The 15,676-nt window shown below is 64.5% G+C and carries 14 protein-coding genes; 5 read left to right on the top strand and 9 right to left on the bottom strand.

Going from position 1 to position 15,676, the window contains the following annotated elements; genetic code table 11:
• Positions 1 to 29: 29 nt before the first annotated feature.
• From PVW46_RS08530 to cysQ, 8 genes are all read right to left on the bottom strand, one after another.
• Positions 30 to 1,457 (bottom strand): nodulation protein NodH, encoded by a 1,428-nt coding sequence (locus PVW46_RS08530; protein WP_069210520.1) that lies wholly within the window; start codon positions 1,455 to 1,457, stop codon positions 30 to 32.
• Positions 1,458 to 1,463: 6 nt separating this feature from the next.
• Positions 1,464 to 3,164: a DUF5927 domain-containing protein gene (locus PVW46_RS08525; protein ID WP_069210521.1), complete on the bottom strand. Its 1,701-nt coding sequence runs from the start codon at positions 3,162 to 3,164 to the stop codon at positions 1,464 to 1,466.
• Positions 3,161 to 4,147 (bottom strand): glycosyltransferase family 2 protein, encoded by a 987-nt coding sequence (locus tag PVW46_RS08520; protein ID WP_274575598.1) that lies wholly within the window; start codon positions 4,145 to 4,147, stop codon positions 3,161 to 3,163. Before PVW46_RS08520 ends, PVW46_RS08525 begins: the two co-directional genes overlap by 4 nt.
• Positions 4,148 to 4,222: 75 nt before the next feature.
• Positions 4,223 to 5,407 (bottom strand): glycosyltransferase, encoded by a 1,185-nt coding sequence (locus PVW46_RS08515; protein ID WP_069210523.1) that lies wholly within the window; start codon positions 5,405 to 5,407, stop codon positions 4,223 to 4,225.
• Entirely contained in the window at positions 5,388 to 6,371 is a 984-nt protein-coding gene (gene galE, locus PVW46_RS08510) for a UDP-glucose 4-epimerase GalE (RefSeq protein WP_069210524.1), read from the bottom strand. Before galE ends, PVW46_RS08515 begins: the two co-directional genes overlap by 20 nt.
• A 4-nt stretch (positions 6,372 to 6,375) precedes the next feature.
• On the bottom strand, positions 6,376 to 7,266 hold the full coding sequence (galU, locus tag PVW46_RS08505) for a UTP--glucose-1-phosphate uridylyltransferase GalU (protein WP_043140486.1): 891 nt from the start codon (positions 7,264 to 7,266) through the stop codon (positions 6,376 to 6,378).
• Positions 7,267 to 7,405: 139 nt separating this feature from the next.
• The gene (locus tag PVW46_RS08500) at positions 7,406 to 8,629 is read right to left on the bottom strand and encodes a glycosyltransferase family 2 protein (protein ID WP_069210525.1); all 1,224 of its coding nucleotides are present in this window, start codon (positions 8,627 to 8,629) and stop codon (positions 7,406 to 7,408) included.
• Between the two features lie 6 nt (positions 8,630 to 8,635).
• The gene (gene cysQ / locus PVW46_RS08495) at positions 8,636 to 9,433 is read right to left on the bottom strand and encodes a 3'(2'),5'-bisphosphate nucleotidase CysQ (protein ID WP_069210526.1); all 798 of its coding nucleotides are present in this window, start codon (positions 9,431 to 9,433) and stop codon (positions 8,636 to 8,638) included.
• A 128-nt stretch (positions 9,434 to 9,561) separates the two neighbouring features.
• Here cysQ and PVW46_RS08490 point away from each other — a divergent pair, with 128 nt between their 5' ends.
• From PVW46_RS08490 to PVW46_RS08480, 3 genes are read left to right on the top strand one after another with little or no spacing between them, the layout of a single operon-like run.
• Entirely contained in the window at positions 9,562 to 10,392 is an 831-nt protein-coding gene (locus PVW46_RS08490) for an ABC transporter permease (protein WP_069210602.1), read from the top strand.
• A 48-nt stretch (positions 10,393 to 10,440) separates the two neighbouring features.
• Positions 10,441 to 11,037 carry a COG3650 family protein gene (locus PVW46_RS08485; protein ID WP_043140491.1) on the top strand — a complete coding sequence of 199 codons (597 nt, stop codon included), beginning with the start codon at positions 10,441 to 10,443 and terminating at the stop codon, positions 11,035 to 11,037.
• A gap of 14 nt (positions 11,038 to 11,051) precedes the next feature.
• Positions 11,052 to 11,654 (top strand): hypothetical protein, encoded by a 603-nt coding sequence (locus PVW46_RS08480; protein ID WP_069210527.1) that lies wholly within the window; start codon positions 11,052 to 11,054, stop codon positions 11,652 to 11,654.
• Positions 11,655 to 11,671: 17 nt separating this feature from the next.
• Here PVW46_RS08480 and PVW46_RS08475 read toward each other — a convergent pair whose 3' ends face one another.
• Positions 11,672 to 12,274: an alpha-ketoglutarate-dependent dioxygenase AlkB family protein gene (locus tag PVW46_RS08475; RefSeq protein WP_069210528.1), complete on the bottom strand. Its 603-nt coding sequence runs from the start codon at positions 12,272 to 12,274 to the stop codon at positions 11,672 to 11,674.
• Between the two features lie 224 nt (positions 12,275 to 12,498).
• Between PVW46_RS08475 and dnaK the strand changes: the two genes are divergently transcribed.
• Together dnaK and dnaJ are read left to right on the top strand one after the other, a co-directional pair.
• Positions 12,499 to 14,418 (top strand): molecular chaperone DnaK, encoded by a 1,920-nt coding sequence (gene dnaK / locus PVW46_RS08470; RefSeq protein ID WP_043140498.1) that lies wholly within the window; start codon positions 12,499 to 12,501, stop codon positions 14,416 to 14,418.
• An 81-nt stretch (positions 14,419 to 14,499) separates the two neighbouring features.
• Positions 14,500 to 15,648: a molecular chaperone DnaJ gene (gene dnaJ / locus PVW46_RS08465; RefSeq protein WP_043140501.1), complete on the top strand. Its 1,149-nt coding sequence runs from the start codon at positions 14,500 to 14,502 to the stop codon at positions 15,646 to 15,648.
• Positions 15,649 to 15,676: the final 28 nt, after the last annotated feature.

Raw genomic sequence — 15,676 nt, 5'->3', positions numbered from 1 at the left:
GGCCGAAGGCCGAGGGGGCAGCGCCCCCTTCACGCCCAGTCGTCGAAGCCGAACATGGTATAGTCGCGCTGGTAAGCCTCGCGGCCCAGTGCCTCGATCTGGTCGTCGTAAATCTGGGCCAGGGAAAAGGGCGCGCGGTTGGGTACTTGCTGCGGGTCGGGCGGGTTGTCGTGGCCCACCTGCAGGGCAAGCGCGGGCAGGTAGGCCTGCATCTCGTCCTCGCGCACGATCATGTCGGGCAGGGTGAACTCGGCCATGCCCTGCAGGCATTGCGCCTGCGTGGCCCAATGGCCGTCCACCCGCACTGCCGTCTGACCGTTGAGATTGGCCTTGACCCAGGCCAGCCAGGCGGTGAAGGCCTCGCGGTGGGCGTTCACGTCATAGTCCGGCCCCGGCTCCCCCTCGGGGATGGGAAAGTTGTGCGCCCGGCGCAGCACCTTGCGGATGCCCTGGAACCCGCCTTTTTCCGTGGTCAGGATCCTGGAGCAAAAGGCGTCGTGCGCGCGTGCCAGCGGATGCCGGATCACGCTAAAACTGCGGTGGCCCGGGCGGTCTCGTTTCCAGGCCCGCAAGGAGCCCTGGTTGAACTTCTCCACCAGTTTGCCCGTGCCGACGCCGTCCAGCGCCGCCAGCCAGTCCTTGACCGCGCGTTCCGGACCGGAGCGGATCGGCATGTACAGCAGCGGCGTCTCGGCGGCGGCGACATAGCTGGGGACAACCGGCCCGCGCCTTGGTTCGAAATTGGGCGTCCGGGCCAGGTTGAAACGGTCGAGCCGGGCCAGGCTGTCGGCCATCTCCTCGTAGTTCTGGACCTTCTCGGCGGTGGGTTGCGGGTTCTGCCGTTTCAGCGCGGTGTTGAGGCTGTCCAGCCGCGCCGCCACCCCCAACCATTGCGCCAGCCCGTTCATGACGGCGACGTCCTGCAGATCCTCGTAGGCGACGTAGAAGGCCGTCTGCCCGGTGGTCTGCAGAACATTCAGCAGCCTGACCTGGAAATCCTGCAACTCGGCCAGGTGGGCCTCGAACTCCTCGGCGTCGAAATGCGCCAGGGCATCCTTGCGTTTCTTGACGTTGGTCAGTTTCCATTGGCCGGTCGCCTGGGCGATCTTCTTGGAGATGTAGCTGTCGGCGGGGTTGCGCGTCAGCACGATCTTGGCCACGCGCGGATCAGTCAGCAGCGGCTCCAGCACGCGGGGGTCGTGATCGTGGAAATAGCGAAAGCCGCCCAGTCCGTCGCTGCCGGTGCGGATACGGTCGACCAGGCCAAGGGGATCGCGGTCGCGGTCCTCTTGCGTGATGTCCAGGATGTCCTGCGCGTTCGGATAGCCGATGAAATGCGGGTTGAAGGCCTCTCCGTGGCAGGTCAGCCCGTCAAAGGCATTCAGGTTCGCCTCTAGGAAATTCGACCCTGTCCGCATCTCGGCGAAGATCACGAAACAGTCGAAACGCTGGGACATTGGGCATCATTTCCGGACGAGATAGGGTTTGCGGGCCTTGCCGGGATGCGCGCGGGGCAGCGGATCAACCGGAAAATCGCCCATGAGATAGGGGTGCATCCCCTGGTTCTTGAGGTCTTGCAGGAACTGGCCAAAGCCATTGAGTTCGACCAGGCGGGGGGCCTCGGCCAGGCGGCGGTTGTTCTTTTGCCCGATCTCGTCGATCAGCGTCTGCAGCGGCTCCATCGGGGCCTCGATGAAATCGGCCATCGTCCATGTGCGGATGCGGGCCTTGACGTCCGGCTGGCGCAACTGGTCCAGCATCTTTGCCTCGATCCTTTGCAGGCGCGCGGCCTCGGCCCGAATTTCGGCGAAATCGCCGCCGGACTGGAACAGCGGCACCGCCCAGGCGCCCGAGATGACGCTGATCTGGGCATTAGGGTCACGCGCCATGTGCCAGAGGATCTTGGGGGTGTCGCGGGGCCCGTACTGAAAACACTGGCGTTCGCCGCGCGTGTTCCACAGCAGGTTGGTTAGAAAGGCCTTGGGGTTGGCATCCCGCAGTTTCGCATTGTCCGACAGGGCCCCAGCGATGACGGTTTCCCCGCCGGCGAATTCCGCCCGTTCCGGCGCGAAAAGATGGCCGTGCACCTGCGCGCCGGTGGCCTTGGTCAACCAGGTCTCGAACCCTTGGAACAGGTCCGAAAATCCCTGGAAGACCGAGTATTTCCCGGCAGTCACGCCGTTCTCCCAGCCCCGGTTCGGGAACCGGCTTTGCATGTAGAGACCGGGGCGGCCCCGGGTCCGCCGATCGACCGCCTTGGCAAAGATGCGGTCGATTTTGCCCGGGTTCGGTTCCTGCCGCTGCTGGTCGCTGTTCGGGTGGGTCAGGAACGCCTGGTACAGGCGGTCCGCGTGGGGCCAGATCTTGCGCGCGACGAAACAGTCCGACCGCCGCAATAGCTGCAGGTGGTCGTCGTAGAAGATGTGCGGCTTGCCCTGGAAATCGAACTTGGACAGGGTCAACGAGCGGCTTTCGATCTGGGTGGAATAGAGCCGTGCCAGCGTCTGGAAATAGCTTTCGTCCGGAATCCAGACACGGCGGAAATAGCGGTCATGACGGGGGCGCTGCGGGTCCTGCAGGATGGCGGTCAGGGTCTGGCGGGTCAGGCACCACCACTGGCTGCCCATATGCGGCACCAGCCCCTCTGGGATGCGGCGGGCATAGCCCGTGGCCCGCTGCAGATCGACGAACTTGTCAAAGAGATAGCGGTTGTTGCGCCAGGAAAACGGGAATTGCAGGGTAAAACGCTCGTGGTCCAGCCCGCCGACCGTCCAGGGCACATCCGCGGTTGTGGCGCTCTCGATGAAATCGGTGCGCGGGCGGTCGGCCAGGTAGGCCTGCAATTCTGCCACCGGACGCAGCGGCAGGCAGGACCCGGACGAGAGGTAGACGTGCCGGACCTCGGGAAAGCTGTCCAGCATCAGCTGGGCGGCGTCCTGGCTGGCGGCGACAAGGCCCCAGGTGCCCCATTCACAGCGGTGGCGTTTGCAGAACCGCACGTCGGGCCGATCTGCCAGCGCCTTGCGGAATGCCTCGAACACCTGTTTGTCGACCTTGGCATCGACGTGGATCACCACCGGGCAGCCGCCCGCCGCCCAGTGCCGCGCCACCTGCTCGGCCCGGTCAAAGGCGGTGTGGACCAGCATGGCGACACCGACGCTCATGCCCAGTTGCCCTTGGACATGAGGCCGAGGATCTCAAGCTGGCGCCAGTTGATGTAGCGTTCCGACCACTTGCACCAGAGGTCCGGATTGTCCCGCACCCCTTCGGCATAGGCGATGTACTCGCGGCTGGCGCCGTAATGCTGGCCGCGTGTCAGTTCCTCTTCGGCCTTGGCGCCGAAGGTGGACAAGAATTTGGTGTGCAGCAGGATGCCACTGGCCTTTTCCCCGCCCCATTCGTCGTAGACCTGGTTCAACCCGCGCGGCAACAGGTTGTGGGTGGAAGAGACATAGGCATAGCGCCGGTCCCATTTCACCAGCGGGATCTTGTTCAGCGCGGGGGCCAGCGCGGGCTTGTCGGCAAAGAACATCCGCGCCCGGGGCCCGCCCTGTATCCAGAGATTGCCGAATTTCGGATTCTTGCTGATCGCGTAATTGCCGGCGTCAAACCAGTTGGCGATTTCCATCGGGTCCTGCCCGGACTGGTAGGGCTGCAGGTCGAGGCGCCCCTTGGGGTACATGTCCAGCAACATGGCCGAGAACGACTTGATCGAGGAGGCATCCAGCCAGTCGGTCAGCGCGCGTAAGGGGCGCGTGTCGCAGAACGGGTAGAGAAAGAACTCATCCGGGTCGACAGTCAGCGCCCAGTGTCCGTGCGCGTGTTTGAGCAGAAGCCAGTTGAGCCAGTCCATGCCGAAACGGGCGCGCTTGTAGCTGGCCCGCGTGGTCCAGACAGAGACATCGGGCTGTTCGGCGAGGTAATCCGCAGAGCCATCGGTGCTGTCGTTGTCGACGAAAAAGAAATGGCTCACCCCCATCTCGCGGTAGTAGCGCAGGAAATAGGGCAGGCGGATACCCTCGTTCCGCTGGGTCGAGAACAGCAGGATGTCCGAGAGCCGGATCTGGTCGGTACGATTGGAAACTGGGCGCAGTTCACGGCGCTTGCGGAAGGCGCGGATACGCCAGCGTTTCCGCTGCAGCCTCAGCCGGTATGCCTGCAATGCGCTCAAAATGCGTGCCTCTTCAACCGCGCCGGACAGGCGCCCTGTCTCGGGCTGCTATCAGGTCAGGGTTAAGACCGTTTTGAAATGCGCCTCCCAGGTCGGGGGCGCAAAGCGCGGTGCCTGTTCCGCGCGGGTCCGTCCTGCCCGATGATCCGCTGCCATCCGGCTTATCTCTTTGCGCCAAAGATACGTGTCCGCAACATCTGCGTAAACGGGAATGTCGCCCAGAACCTCCCTGTAGATCGGGAGGTTGTTCAGCAGCAACGGTGCGCCTAGCGCCGCCGCCTCGACCGGGGGCAGACCATAGCCTTCGGCAAAGCTGGGAAAGAGCATCCCGGCGCTGCCTGCCAGCAGCGCGGCCACCTGCCCGTCATCCAGCCCGGGCAGTTCGTGCACACGGGGCGGATGGGCGTCGAGGCGTTCAAAGACCGCATGGTTTTCCCAACCCCGGCTGCCGCAGATCAGCAGGTGGGCGTCGGGGATGTCGTCCCAGAGGTCCAGCAGCAGGGCGTGGTTCTTGCGCGGCTCGATGGTGCCGAGGGTGACGAAATAGGGCGCGGTCCAGGGACCATCAGGTGCCTGCGCCGGCTCCGTCAGATCCAGCCCCAGCGGGGCCGAGATCGTCTGCGGCAGGCGTTGCGCGGCGAGGTGCCGGGCCAAGTCACGCTCTGTCTGGCGCGAGTTGCAGACCAGCAGATCGGCCCGCGCGGCGCGGTTCAGGAAATGGCGAAAGCGGCCGACCGTGCCGGGGCGCTGGTACTGCGGCACGTCCAGCGGGATGGTGTCATGGATGAACACGGTCACCCGAGCGTCGATGCCCCGCAGCGCCGACAGGACACGATCCGTCAGGTTGGTGTGGCCGGTGTTCACATAGGTGAGGCCGCGCGGCAGGTGGCGGCGCAGCATGGCGGACAGGCGCAGCGGAAGGCAGCGTGCCACGCAGATCCGGCGCAGGTCCGATTCCGCCCGCGCGCGCATCGGGTCCAGCCCGCGCTTGATCCGTGACAGGCGGTCGGCCTCGCCCCAGTTGCCCGCCGCGATCCGGTCGCGCAGGGCGGCACAGCCTGTGGCATCCAGCAGCACGTAGCCCAGCGATGAGCGCACCAGACCCCAGAGGCGGCCATGCTGCAACAGGTGAGTGAGATAGGCGAATTCGACTCGGTCTACGCCGGTCATGGGGCGGCCCGCCCGGCTGACCAGCCGGGTCAGGTCCAGCAGGCGGTCACGCGGAGTAATGGCCATCTTTGTGCCAGCGCCAGGCGTCGGCGATCATCTGCGGCATGGTCGAACGGTACGGCTCCCATCCCAGGTCCTCGCTGGCGCGAGTCGAGCCCGAGACCAGTTTTGTGGCATCGCCCGCGCGGCGTGGCCCGTCGGTGCAGGGCACGGGCAGGTTCGTCACCTGACCCGCCGCCTCGATCACCTCGCGCACGGAAAAGCCGCGCCCAGTGCCAAGGTTGAAGATGCGGCTGCCTTTGCCGTCGCGCAGCCAGCGCAGGCCCAGCACATGCGCCTCGACCAGGTCCATGACATGGACGTAGTCGCGGATGCAGGTGCCGTCCGGCGTGTCGTAGTCCGTGCCATGCACGGTCAGGCCGGGGCGCTTGCCGTCCACCGCCTCCAGCATGACCGGGATCAGGTGCGTCTCTGGGCGGTGATGCTCGCCCACCTCGCCTTCGGGGTCGGCGCCCGCCACGTTGAAATAGCGGAAGATCACCGATTTCAGCCCGTGCGACGCCTCGAAATCCCGCAGGATGTTTTCCACCGCGCGTTTCGACGCGCCATAGGCGTTCAGCGGCTCTTGCGGGGTGTTTTCGTCCAGAACGACATTGTCATGCTCGCCGTAGGTGGCGCAGGTCGAGGAAAAGACGAAATCCAGGCAGCCCGCGGCGCAGGCGGCCTCGATCAGGGTCAGCGAGCCTTCGACGTTGTTGCGCCAGTAAAGGCCGGGCTTGGCCATCGCTTCGCCGACCTGGCTCAGGGCGGCGAAATGCATGACGGCGATGGGCTGCCACTTGGCGAAAACCTCGTCCAGGCGGGCGCGGTCGGACAGGCTGCCCTTTTCGAAGGGGCCGAATTTCACCGCATCCTTCCAGCCGGTCACGAGGTTGTCGTAGGTGACGGGCGTGTAACCCGCCGCTCTCAATGCCTTGCAGGCGTGGCTGCCGATATAGCCCGCCCCGCCTGTCACCAGTACCTGCGTCACGGGGTTATTCCGCTGCCTTGCGGGTCACCGCCAGTTCGTCGAGATAGGCGCCCAGGTCATCCTTGAGATCGTCGCGCGCCAGGCCAAAGGCCACGGTCGCCTGCAGGAAGCCGGCCTTCGAGCCGCAGTCGAAGCGTTGACCGTTGAAGCGGTAACCGTAGACGCCGCTGGCGTCGATTTCCTTGGCGATGGCATCGGTCAGCTGGATCTCTCCGCCGGCGCCGGTTTCCGGGTTTTCCAGGTGCTTGAACACGTCGGGGGACAGGATGTAGCGCCCGATCACAGCCAGGTTCGACGGCGCGTCTTCGGCCTTGGGTTTCTCGACCATGCCCCGCACCTTGACCATGTGGCCCATATCCTCGGAACAGTCGAGCACGCCGTAGGCGCTGACCTTGTCGCGCGGCACTTCCATCGCGGCGACCATGCAGCCGCCGGTGTCCTGGTAGGCCTCGACCATCTGCTGCAGGCAGGGCTTGTCGGCGGCGATCACGTCGTCGGGCAGCATGACGGCAAAGGGCTCGTTCCCGACCAGCCGGCGTGCGCACCAGATGGCGTGTCCCAGGCCAAGCGCCTTGTGCTGGCGGATATAGGCGATCTCGCCCGAGTCCATGTTGGTCGACAGCAGGATGTCCAGCAGAGCGTCCTTGCCCTTGCGACGCAGCTCTTCTTCCAGCTGCGGGGCGACGTCGAAATAATCCTCGAGCGCGCCTTTGCCGCGCGAGGTGACAAAAATGAATTCCTCGATCCCGGCGGCGCGCGCCTCGTCGATGGCGTATTGGACCAGGGGCCGGTCCACCAGTGTCATGATTTCCTTCGGAACGGATTTGGTGGCCGGGAGGAAACGGGTGCCAAGCCCTGCCACGGGAAAGATCGCCTTGGTGACTTTCGTGTTCATTACAGTCTCCATATGTCCTTGCCTTCGGGCCGGTAGGGGCCTGGCCTTGCGGCCTGAATATCCTAAGGCAGGGCAAAAACCTTGGTAAAGTTGTGTTCCCAATATGTCATGAAGGGCCCTTCGGACCCACGATGGCGTATTAACCTCGCAGTTTCTGCACTCGCACAATCTCGGACGAGAGGCGAGAAGAAAAGAGCCACGGACGGATCGCGCGCCCCTCTCTCAGGCTTTGCCCGAATAGGCCGCCGGACTGCAGCCAGACGCCGTCGGGGGCAAAGCGGACGCGGTGGCGCCGGGCTGTCGGAGAGAAGATGAACAGGCTGACGATGGCGCCGTTTTCCACCGCTTTCGCCGCCTCGGAGCGCAGGCGGCTGGCCTGCCAGGGACGACCGGACAGGTGGATGCGTGGCGCGTCCGGGCGGCCGGGAAAGGGCAGGAAGGGCTGATCCGCCGGGGGCAGCGGCGGGGTTTCGCCAAAGCCGCGGGTCTCACCCGCCTTGCCGCCTTGGCGCAGCCCCCGCATCAGCCGCATCACGTCTGCCGGGTCCAGCGGCCCGCGCTGCATGAAGCGCAAAAGCCGCTGGCGCTGGGCGCGAACAAAGGCTCTCCAGGCCGGTTTGCGTGCCTTTTGCGGGCAGTGCTTGCGCAGAAAGACCATCTGCGAGGCGCCGATCTGGCTCAGGTCTCGCGGGCTGCGGTCGCGGGCGCGGCGGGGACTTTCGGCAAAGCCGTGATGCACCTGCGCCAGTGGCACCAGCGCGGTCAGATGTCCCAGGGCGGCAAGGCGCAGGTTCAGGTCGGTTTCGTCCAGGTAGAACCGAAAGGCCGGGTCAAAGCCGCCCATCTCGGCCAGCACCGACCGGCGCACCGCCATGTTGGTGCCCTCGGTCTTGATGACCTGGCCTTCGGGCGGGGTAGGGACCACGGGGGCGTCGCCGGGCAGATCCAGGTCATGGGCGGTGCCGGTCACATCGACCGTGCGGGCCTGCCACTGAAACGAGATGCCGTTGCGCCCGATCACATAGCCGCCGGCACAGGCCACGCGGGGGTCCGAAAAGGGCGCCACGAGGTGCCGCAGCCAGAGCGGTTCGGGCACTGCGTCATCATCGACAAAGGCGACAATTTCACCGCTCGCGGCGCCGATGCCCAGATTCCGGGCAGCGGAAATATTCGCCGCGTCGTAGGAGATCAGCTTGATCTGCGGTGCATCGGGGCGGCTGGTCACCACTTTTGCCCCGGCAGGGCAGGTGACCACGATCACCTCGAAGGGGGCGTAGTCCAGTTGCGCCACGCCGGTCAGGCAGCGCGCCAAGGCCGCCGGGCGGTCCCGGCTGACGATGACGATGCTGACCGGCGGGGTCACCTTGGCTCAGGCCTCTTTAAGATCCACCCCCGGAGCGTAGGCGATGAAGAAGGGGTTGGCGAAACCTTCCTTGCCATAGGCCAGCGGGGTGTGATCGTCGAAGCGCACCACGCGGCCGCCCGCGCCGTGCAGGACGGCATGACCGGCGGCGGTGTCCCATTCCATCGTGCGGCCCAGGCGCGGGTAGAGATCGGCCTCGCCGGTGGCGACAAGGCAGAATTTCAGCGAGGAGCCTGCGCTGGTCATGTCCTTGACGTCATACTTGGCGATGTAGTCGTCGGTGGCCTGGTCGCGGTGCGATTTCGACGCCACCACCATCAGCTTGGAATTGTCGGGGTCGGTGACGCTGATCGGCGTTGTTTCCCCGGTGGTTTCCAGGTCGAAGGGGCCTGTTTCCTCGACCGATTTTCCGACGCTGTCGGTGTAGAACATGCGGCCCTTGGCGGGGGCATAGACGACGCCGCGCGTCGGCACGCCATCCTCGACCAGCGCGATGTTCACGGTGAAATCGCCGCGGCGCTTGATGAATTCCTTGGTGCCGTCCAGCGGATCGACGATCAAGAAGGTCATGGCCGAAATGTCGTGGCTGTCGGCCTGTTCCTCGGTCACCAGCGCCACGTTCGGGAAAGCCGCGCGCAGGCCCTCGGAGATCAGCGCGTCGGCGGCTTCGTCCGCGACGGTGACGGGGCTGTTGTCGGACTTCACCATGACCTCGAAATCGTCGGAGTTGTAGATCTCCATGATCTTTTCGCCTGCCTGCAGGGCCAGTCGGCGCATCACGGTGGTCAGTTCTGAATAGTTCATGACAAGGCTCCAGACCGCGCGGGACCCACGCGGATTTATTGATTTGAAAGCTCGCGGGCCTTATGCTGCCCGCAATCAAAAACGGCAAGTGTGCGGTCGATGGCAAGGGCGCACCCGGAGCAGGCAAGATGTTTCAGGCTTCAAGACCCCGCTCCCGGCTGGGTTCCATCATCTACATCCTTGAACTGATCTACCACAATTCCGTGCGCGCGGTGCGCAAGACGCATGGCAATGCCTTCATCGCGATCTTCATGAACATGCTGCAGACGATCATCTTCGTCCTGGCGTTCTATTTCATGTTCCAGATCCTCGGGATGCGCAGCGCGGCGCTGCGCGGCGATTTCCTTGTCTACATCATGACCGGTGTCTTTCTCTTCATGACGCATACCAAGACGCTGGGTGCCGTCGCCGGGTCCGAGGGGCCGGCCAGCCCGATGATGCAGCACGCGCCGATGAACACGGCCATCGCCATCGTTTCGGCGATGATCTCGACGCTCTACATCCAGATCCTGTCGCTGATGGTGATTCTCTTCGTCTACGACGTGGCCTTCAACCCCGAGGTCATGCAGGAGATCCACGATCCGATCGGTTGCCTGGCGATGATCCTGCTGTCCTGGTTCTCGGGCGGGGCGATCGGGCTGGTCTTCCTGGCGGCGAAACCCTGGTTCCCGACCCCGGTCAGCATCATCTCGACCGTGTACCAGCGCGCCAACATGATCGCGAGCGGCAAGATGTTCGTAGCCAATACGCTGCCCAGCTACATGTTGGTGATGTTCGACTGGAATCCCCTGTTTCACACCATCGACCAGTCGCGTGGATACGCTTTCGTGGATTACAACCCCCGGAATTCCGACTGGGAATATGCTTTGTACCTGAGTATCATCCTCGTAATGATTGGTCTCATGGGTGAGTTCTACACCCGCAAACACGCCTCGGCCTCGTGGAGCGCGCGCCGCTGACGGTCTCGCTCTTCCGGGCCTGGGCGCGGACATAAGGACGAGAGAGTAATGAATAGATTTGCAGCCATTTTCATCTGCCTCGCAGGGGCAGCTTCGGCGCAGGATTTCCCGGCGCTCTACAACGTCACCGGGCTGGATGACGGCGACGTGCTGAACATGCGCACCCGCCCGACGGAGAACGGCACCGTGATCGGCGCGCTGGATCATGACGCGCGGCTGGTCGAGGTGATCGAGGAAGACGACGGTTGGGGCCGCGTCAACGTCGAGGGACTGTCCGGCTGGGTTCCGCTGGAATCGATGGAGCGTCTCGAGGGCACCGAGCTGCCCGCCGGCTACCAGTTCAAGTGTTTCGGCACCGAACCGTTCTGGAGCGCGACCGTGGTGCAGGACGACAAACTGACCTTCACCCGCCCCGACGACGACGACAAGGTGTTCAGCGCCTCGGGCCTGACGACCGCCGCCAGCCGCGACCATCCCTTTGCCCTGCTGGGCGCCAAGATGGGCGAACATGTGACCCTGGTCATGACCCATGAGATCTGCACCGACGGCATGTCCGACTACAAGTTCGGCTATTCCGGTGCGGTGGTGATCGGCGGCTATGAAACGCAGGTCTACACCGGCTGCTGTTCGCTGGACATGAACTGAGGCAGGGGGCGGCGATGCTGAGGGTTCTGCTTGCTCTGCTGGTCCTCGGTGGCGCCGCCGCGGCCCAGGATACCTATCCGCGCCTGCATGACGTCGTGGGCGTGGCCCCGGACGACGTGCTGAACCTGCGTGCCGGGCCGGGGGCCGGGCACGACAAGGTCGGCGAACTGGCCTTCGACGCCCGGGGCATCGAGGTGGTCCGGGCCGAGGGCAACTGGGGCCTCGTGAATGCCGGAGAAGGGCCCGGATGGGCTTCGCTGCGCTATCTGTCCCCGCGTGCCGACGGCGATCTGCCCAATGTCCGCCGCGTGACATGTGGCGGCACGGAACCCTTCTGGGATGTCGAGGTCTTTGCCGGGCAGGACGCCACGATCCGGACACCAATGAACTACGAGACCGGCGACAGGTTTTCCGTTGGACTGTTCCAGAGGGCTTACAACCCGCTGGAAAAATACGTCCTGCAAGGGACGAACGGCAGCCGCGATCTGGCGCTTGTCGTGGCCGGGGCCTATTGCGACAACGGCATGTCCGACAATGAATTCGGGCTGGACGCGACGCTGATCGTCACCGGGCCCGATGGCTACGTCTATTCCGGCTGTTGCGAACTGTCGGAATAGGGCCGCGCCGCATAGGCTCAGGTCACCACCCGCAGGGTCAGGTTGATCCGCCCGCCCTTCGGCAACAGTGTGGATGAACCAAAGCGGATCCGGTCGACCCCGTGGAAAGCCAGCCGCGCGTCGCCGCCCATCACCACCACGTCCCCGGATTTCAGCCAGATCGACGAGGTCTTGCCACCGCGGTCCACGTTGCCCATGCGGAACAGCCCGTCGTCCCCCAATGAGACGGAAACCACCGGGCAGGAGAAATCCGCCTCGTCCTCGTCCCGGTGCAGGCCCATGCGCGCGCCTTCGCCGTACCAGTTGATCAGGCAGCATTCCGGCAATCGCGCACAGCCCGAGACGCCACGCCAGATCGCAAGCACCTCTTCGGGGATCGGCGGCCAGTCGATGCCGTCCGGGTGGCGCCGTTCATAGCGATAACCCCTGCTGTCGCTGTACCAGCCAAATGTGCCCGCCGCGCTCATCCGCACCGACATCGGCCCGCGCCGCGTGCGCGGCGTGAAGAGCGGCGCCACCGCCAAAACCTCGCGCAGCCGGGCCACCAGGGCCTCCTGCGCCGGGCGGTCGAGAAAGCCCGGATGGATGACAAAGCCTTTTTGCGTGATCGTGTCGGTCATAAGGGGGTTGTCAAGGAATGCAGGCTAGATGCCAACCGATGTTAGCGAGAAAGCCGTGAAATGCTGTCATCAGGATGCTTGCAGGCCCTCATACCCCTCCTTATATGTCCTCCGAACGCCGGGCACGCCCCTTACAGCGTGCCCAGCGACCACCATACGGGGCTGGATGCCGTAACGGGTCCGTCGCCTCGTGACATCGCCTTGAGAATGAAAGGGATCGAAACATGGGTAAAGTGATCGGTATCGACCTCGGCACCACCAACTCCTGCGTGGCCATCATGGATGGTTCCCAGGCACGCGTGATCGAAAACGCCGAAGGTGCACGCACCACCCCCTCCATCGTCGCCTTCACCGACGACGAACGCCTTGTTGGTCAGGCCGCCAAGCGCCAGGCCGTGACCAACCCGGAAAACACCGTCTTCGCCGTCAAGCGCCTGATCGGCCGCCGCGTCACGGATCCGGAAGTGACCAAAGACAAGGACATCGTTCCGTACAAGATCGTGGACGGCGGCAACGGCGACGCTTGGGTCGATATCCGTGGCGAAAAGTTCTCGCCCTCGCAGATCTCGGCCTTCACCCTTCAGAAGATGAAGGAAACCGCCGAGTCCTACCTGGGCGAGGAAGTGACCCAGGCGGTCATCACCGTCCCGGCCTACTTCAACGACGCCCAGCGTCAGGCCACCAAGGACGCCGGCAAGATCGCCGGTCTCGAAGTGCTGCGCATCATCAACGAGCCGACGGCCGCCGCGCTGGCCTACGGTCTCGACAAGAAGGATTCGAAAACCATCGCGGTCTACGACCTTGGCGGCGGTACCTTCGACGTGACCATCCTGGAAATCGACGACGGCCTGTTCGAGGTCAAGTCGACCAACGGTGACACCTTCCTGGGTGGCGAAGACTTCGACATGCGGATCGTCAACTACCTGGCGGACGAGTTCAAGAAAGAGCACCAGGTCGACCTGACCAAGGACAAGATGGCCCTGCAGCGCCTGAAAGAGGCGGCGGAAAAGGCCAAGATCGAACTGTCCTCGGCCACCCAGACCGAGATCAACCAGCCGTTCATCTCGATGGGTTCCAACGGTCAGCCGTTGCACATGGTGATGAAGCTGACCCGCGCCAAGCTGGAAAGCCTTGTCGGTGACCTGATCAAGAACTCGATCAAGCCTTGCCAGGCCGCGCTCAAGGATGCCGGTATCTCCAAGGACGAGATCGACGAGGTCGTTCTGGTCGGCGGTCAGACCCGGATGCCCAAGGTGTTCGAGGAAGTGACCAAGTTCTTCGGCAAGGAGCCGCACAAGGGCGTGAACCCGGACGAGGTCGTCGCGATGGGCGCCGCCATCCAGGCGGGCGTTCTGCAGGGTGACGTCAAGGACGTCGTGCTGCTGGACGTGACCCCGCTGTCGCTCGGCATCGAGACGCTGGGCGGTGTCTTTACCCGCCTGATCGACCGCAACACCACGATCCCGACCAAGAAGTCGCAGATCTTCTCCACTGCCGAGGACAACCAGTCGGCCGTGACGATCCGCGTCTTCCAGGGGGAGCGTGAAATGGCCGCGGACAACAAGATGCTGGGCCAGTTCAACCTCGAGGAAATCCCGCCGGCGCCGCGAGGCATGCCGCAGATCGAGGTGACCTTCGACATCGATGCCAACGGCATCGTCTCCGTCGGTGCCAAGGACAAGGGCACCAACAAGGAGCAGAAGATCACCATCCAGGCATCTGGCGGTCTGTCGGATGACGACATCGAGCGCATGGTCAAGGAAGCGGAAGAGAACGCCGACGCCGACAAGGCCCGCAAGGAGCTGGTCGAGGCGCGCAACCAGGCTGAAAGCCTCATCCACTCGACCGAGAAGTCGATCGAGGAGCATGGCGACAAGGTCGATCCCTCGACCGTCGAGGCGATCGAACTGGCCGTGGCCGCGCTCAAGGACGACCTCGAAAAGGACGACGTCACCGCGGACAAGCTGAAAGGCGGCATCCAGAACGTCACCGAGGCCGCGATGAAGCTGGGCGAGGCGATCTACAAGGCACAGGCCGATGAGGGCAGCGATGCCCCCGAGGCCGCCGATGACGCCGCGGGTCCGGGCGACGACGACATCGTCGACGCGGACTTCGAGGATCTCGACGACAACAAGCGGGCCTGAGGCCAGCGCCCTCGGAACCAATCTGGGGCCGGTCCGGACACCGGGCCGGCCCCATGACGTTCCGCAACGAGGAGGACGACAATGTCCAAACGAGACTATTACGACGTACTCGGCCTCGAGCGCGGTGCCTCGGCAGACGAGATCAAGAAAGCCTACCGCAAGAAGGCCAAGGAGCTGCACCCGGACCGCAACGCCGACAATCCGGAGGCCGAGTCCCAGTTCAAGGAGGCCAACGAGGCCTATGACGTCCTGAAGGACGCCGACAAGAAGGCGGCCTACGACCGCTTTGGCCACGCGGCCTTCGAAGGCGGGATGGGCGGCGGCCCGCGTCCTGGCGGCGGCATGGGCGGCGGCAACGCCGATTTCGCCAGCGCCTTTTCCGACGTCTTCGACGATCTTTTCGGCGATTTCATGGGCGGCCGCCAGGGGGGGCGCCAGCGCGCGGCGCGCGGGGCGGACCTGCGCTACAACCTGCGCGTGACGCTGGAAGAGGCCTATAACGGGCTGCAGAAGACCATCAAGGTGCCGACTTCGATCCAGTGTGACGAATGCCACGGATCGGGCGCCGAAGGCGGGGCCGAACCGACCACCTGTCCGACCTGTTCGGGCCTGGGCAAGGTCCGCGCGACGCAAGGGTTCTTTACCGTGGAACGGACCTGTCCGACCTGTTCGGGCCTGGGCCAGATCATCAAGAACCCCTGCAACAACTGCGGCGGCGCGGGCCGGGTGCAGAAGGAACGTGCCCTGTCGGTGAACATCCCCGCGGGCGTGGAAACCGGCACGCGCATTCGCCTTGCGGGCGAAGGCGAGGCCGGGATGCGCGGTGGCCCTCCGGGCGATCTCTACATCTTTATCGAGGTCGAGCCGCACAAGATCTTTGAACGTGACGGCGCCGAACTGCACTGCCGCGTGCCGGTGGCGATGACCGTTGCGGCGCTGGGCGGCGACATCGAGGTGCCGACGATCGACGGCGGCCGCTCGCGCGTCAAGATCCCCTCGGGCAGCCAGTCCGGTCGCCAGATGCGCCTGCGTGGCAAGGGCATGCCAGCCCTGCGCGGCGGCGCCTCGGGCGACATGTTCATCGAACTGGCGGTGGAAACCCCGGTGAACCTGACCTCGAAACAGAAGGAGCTCCTGCGCGAGTTCGAATCCCTGGCCGAGGACAACAACCCGGAATCACACAGTTTCTTTACTTCGGTGAAAAACTTCTGGGATTCGATGAAGGGGTGATCTGACGCACCGCGCATCGCGCGGCGAA

The sequence above is a fragment of the Mameliella sp. AT18 genome, from assembly GCF_028807275.1.
In the GTDB taxonomy this organism is placed as follows: domain Bacteria; phylum Pseudomonadota; class Alphaproteobacteria; order Rhodobacterales; family Rhodobacteraceae; genus Antarctobacter; species Antarctobacter albus.
The sequence above is the reverse complement of the archived record's forward strand: the minus strand, read 5'-3'. Positions and strand labels throughout refer to the sequence as shown.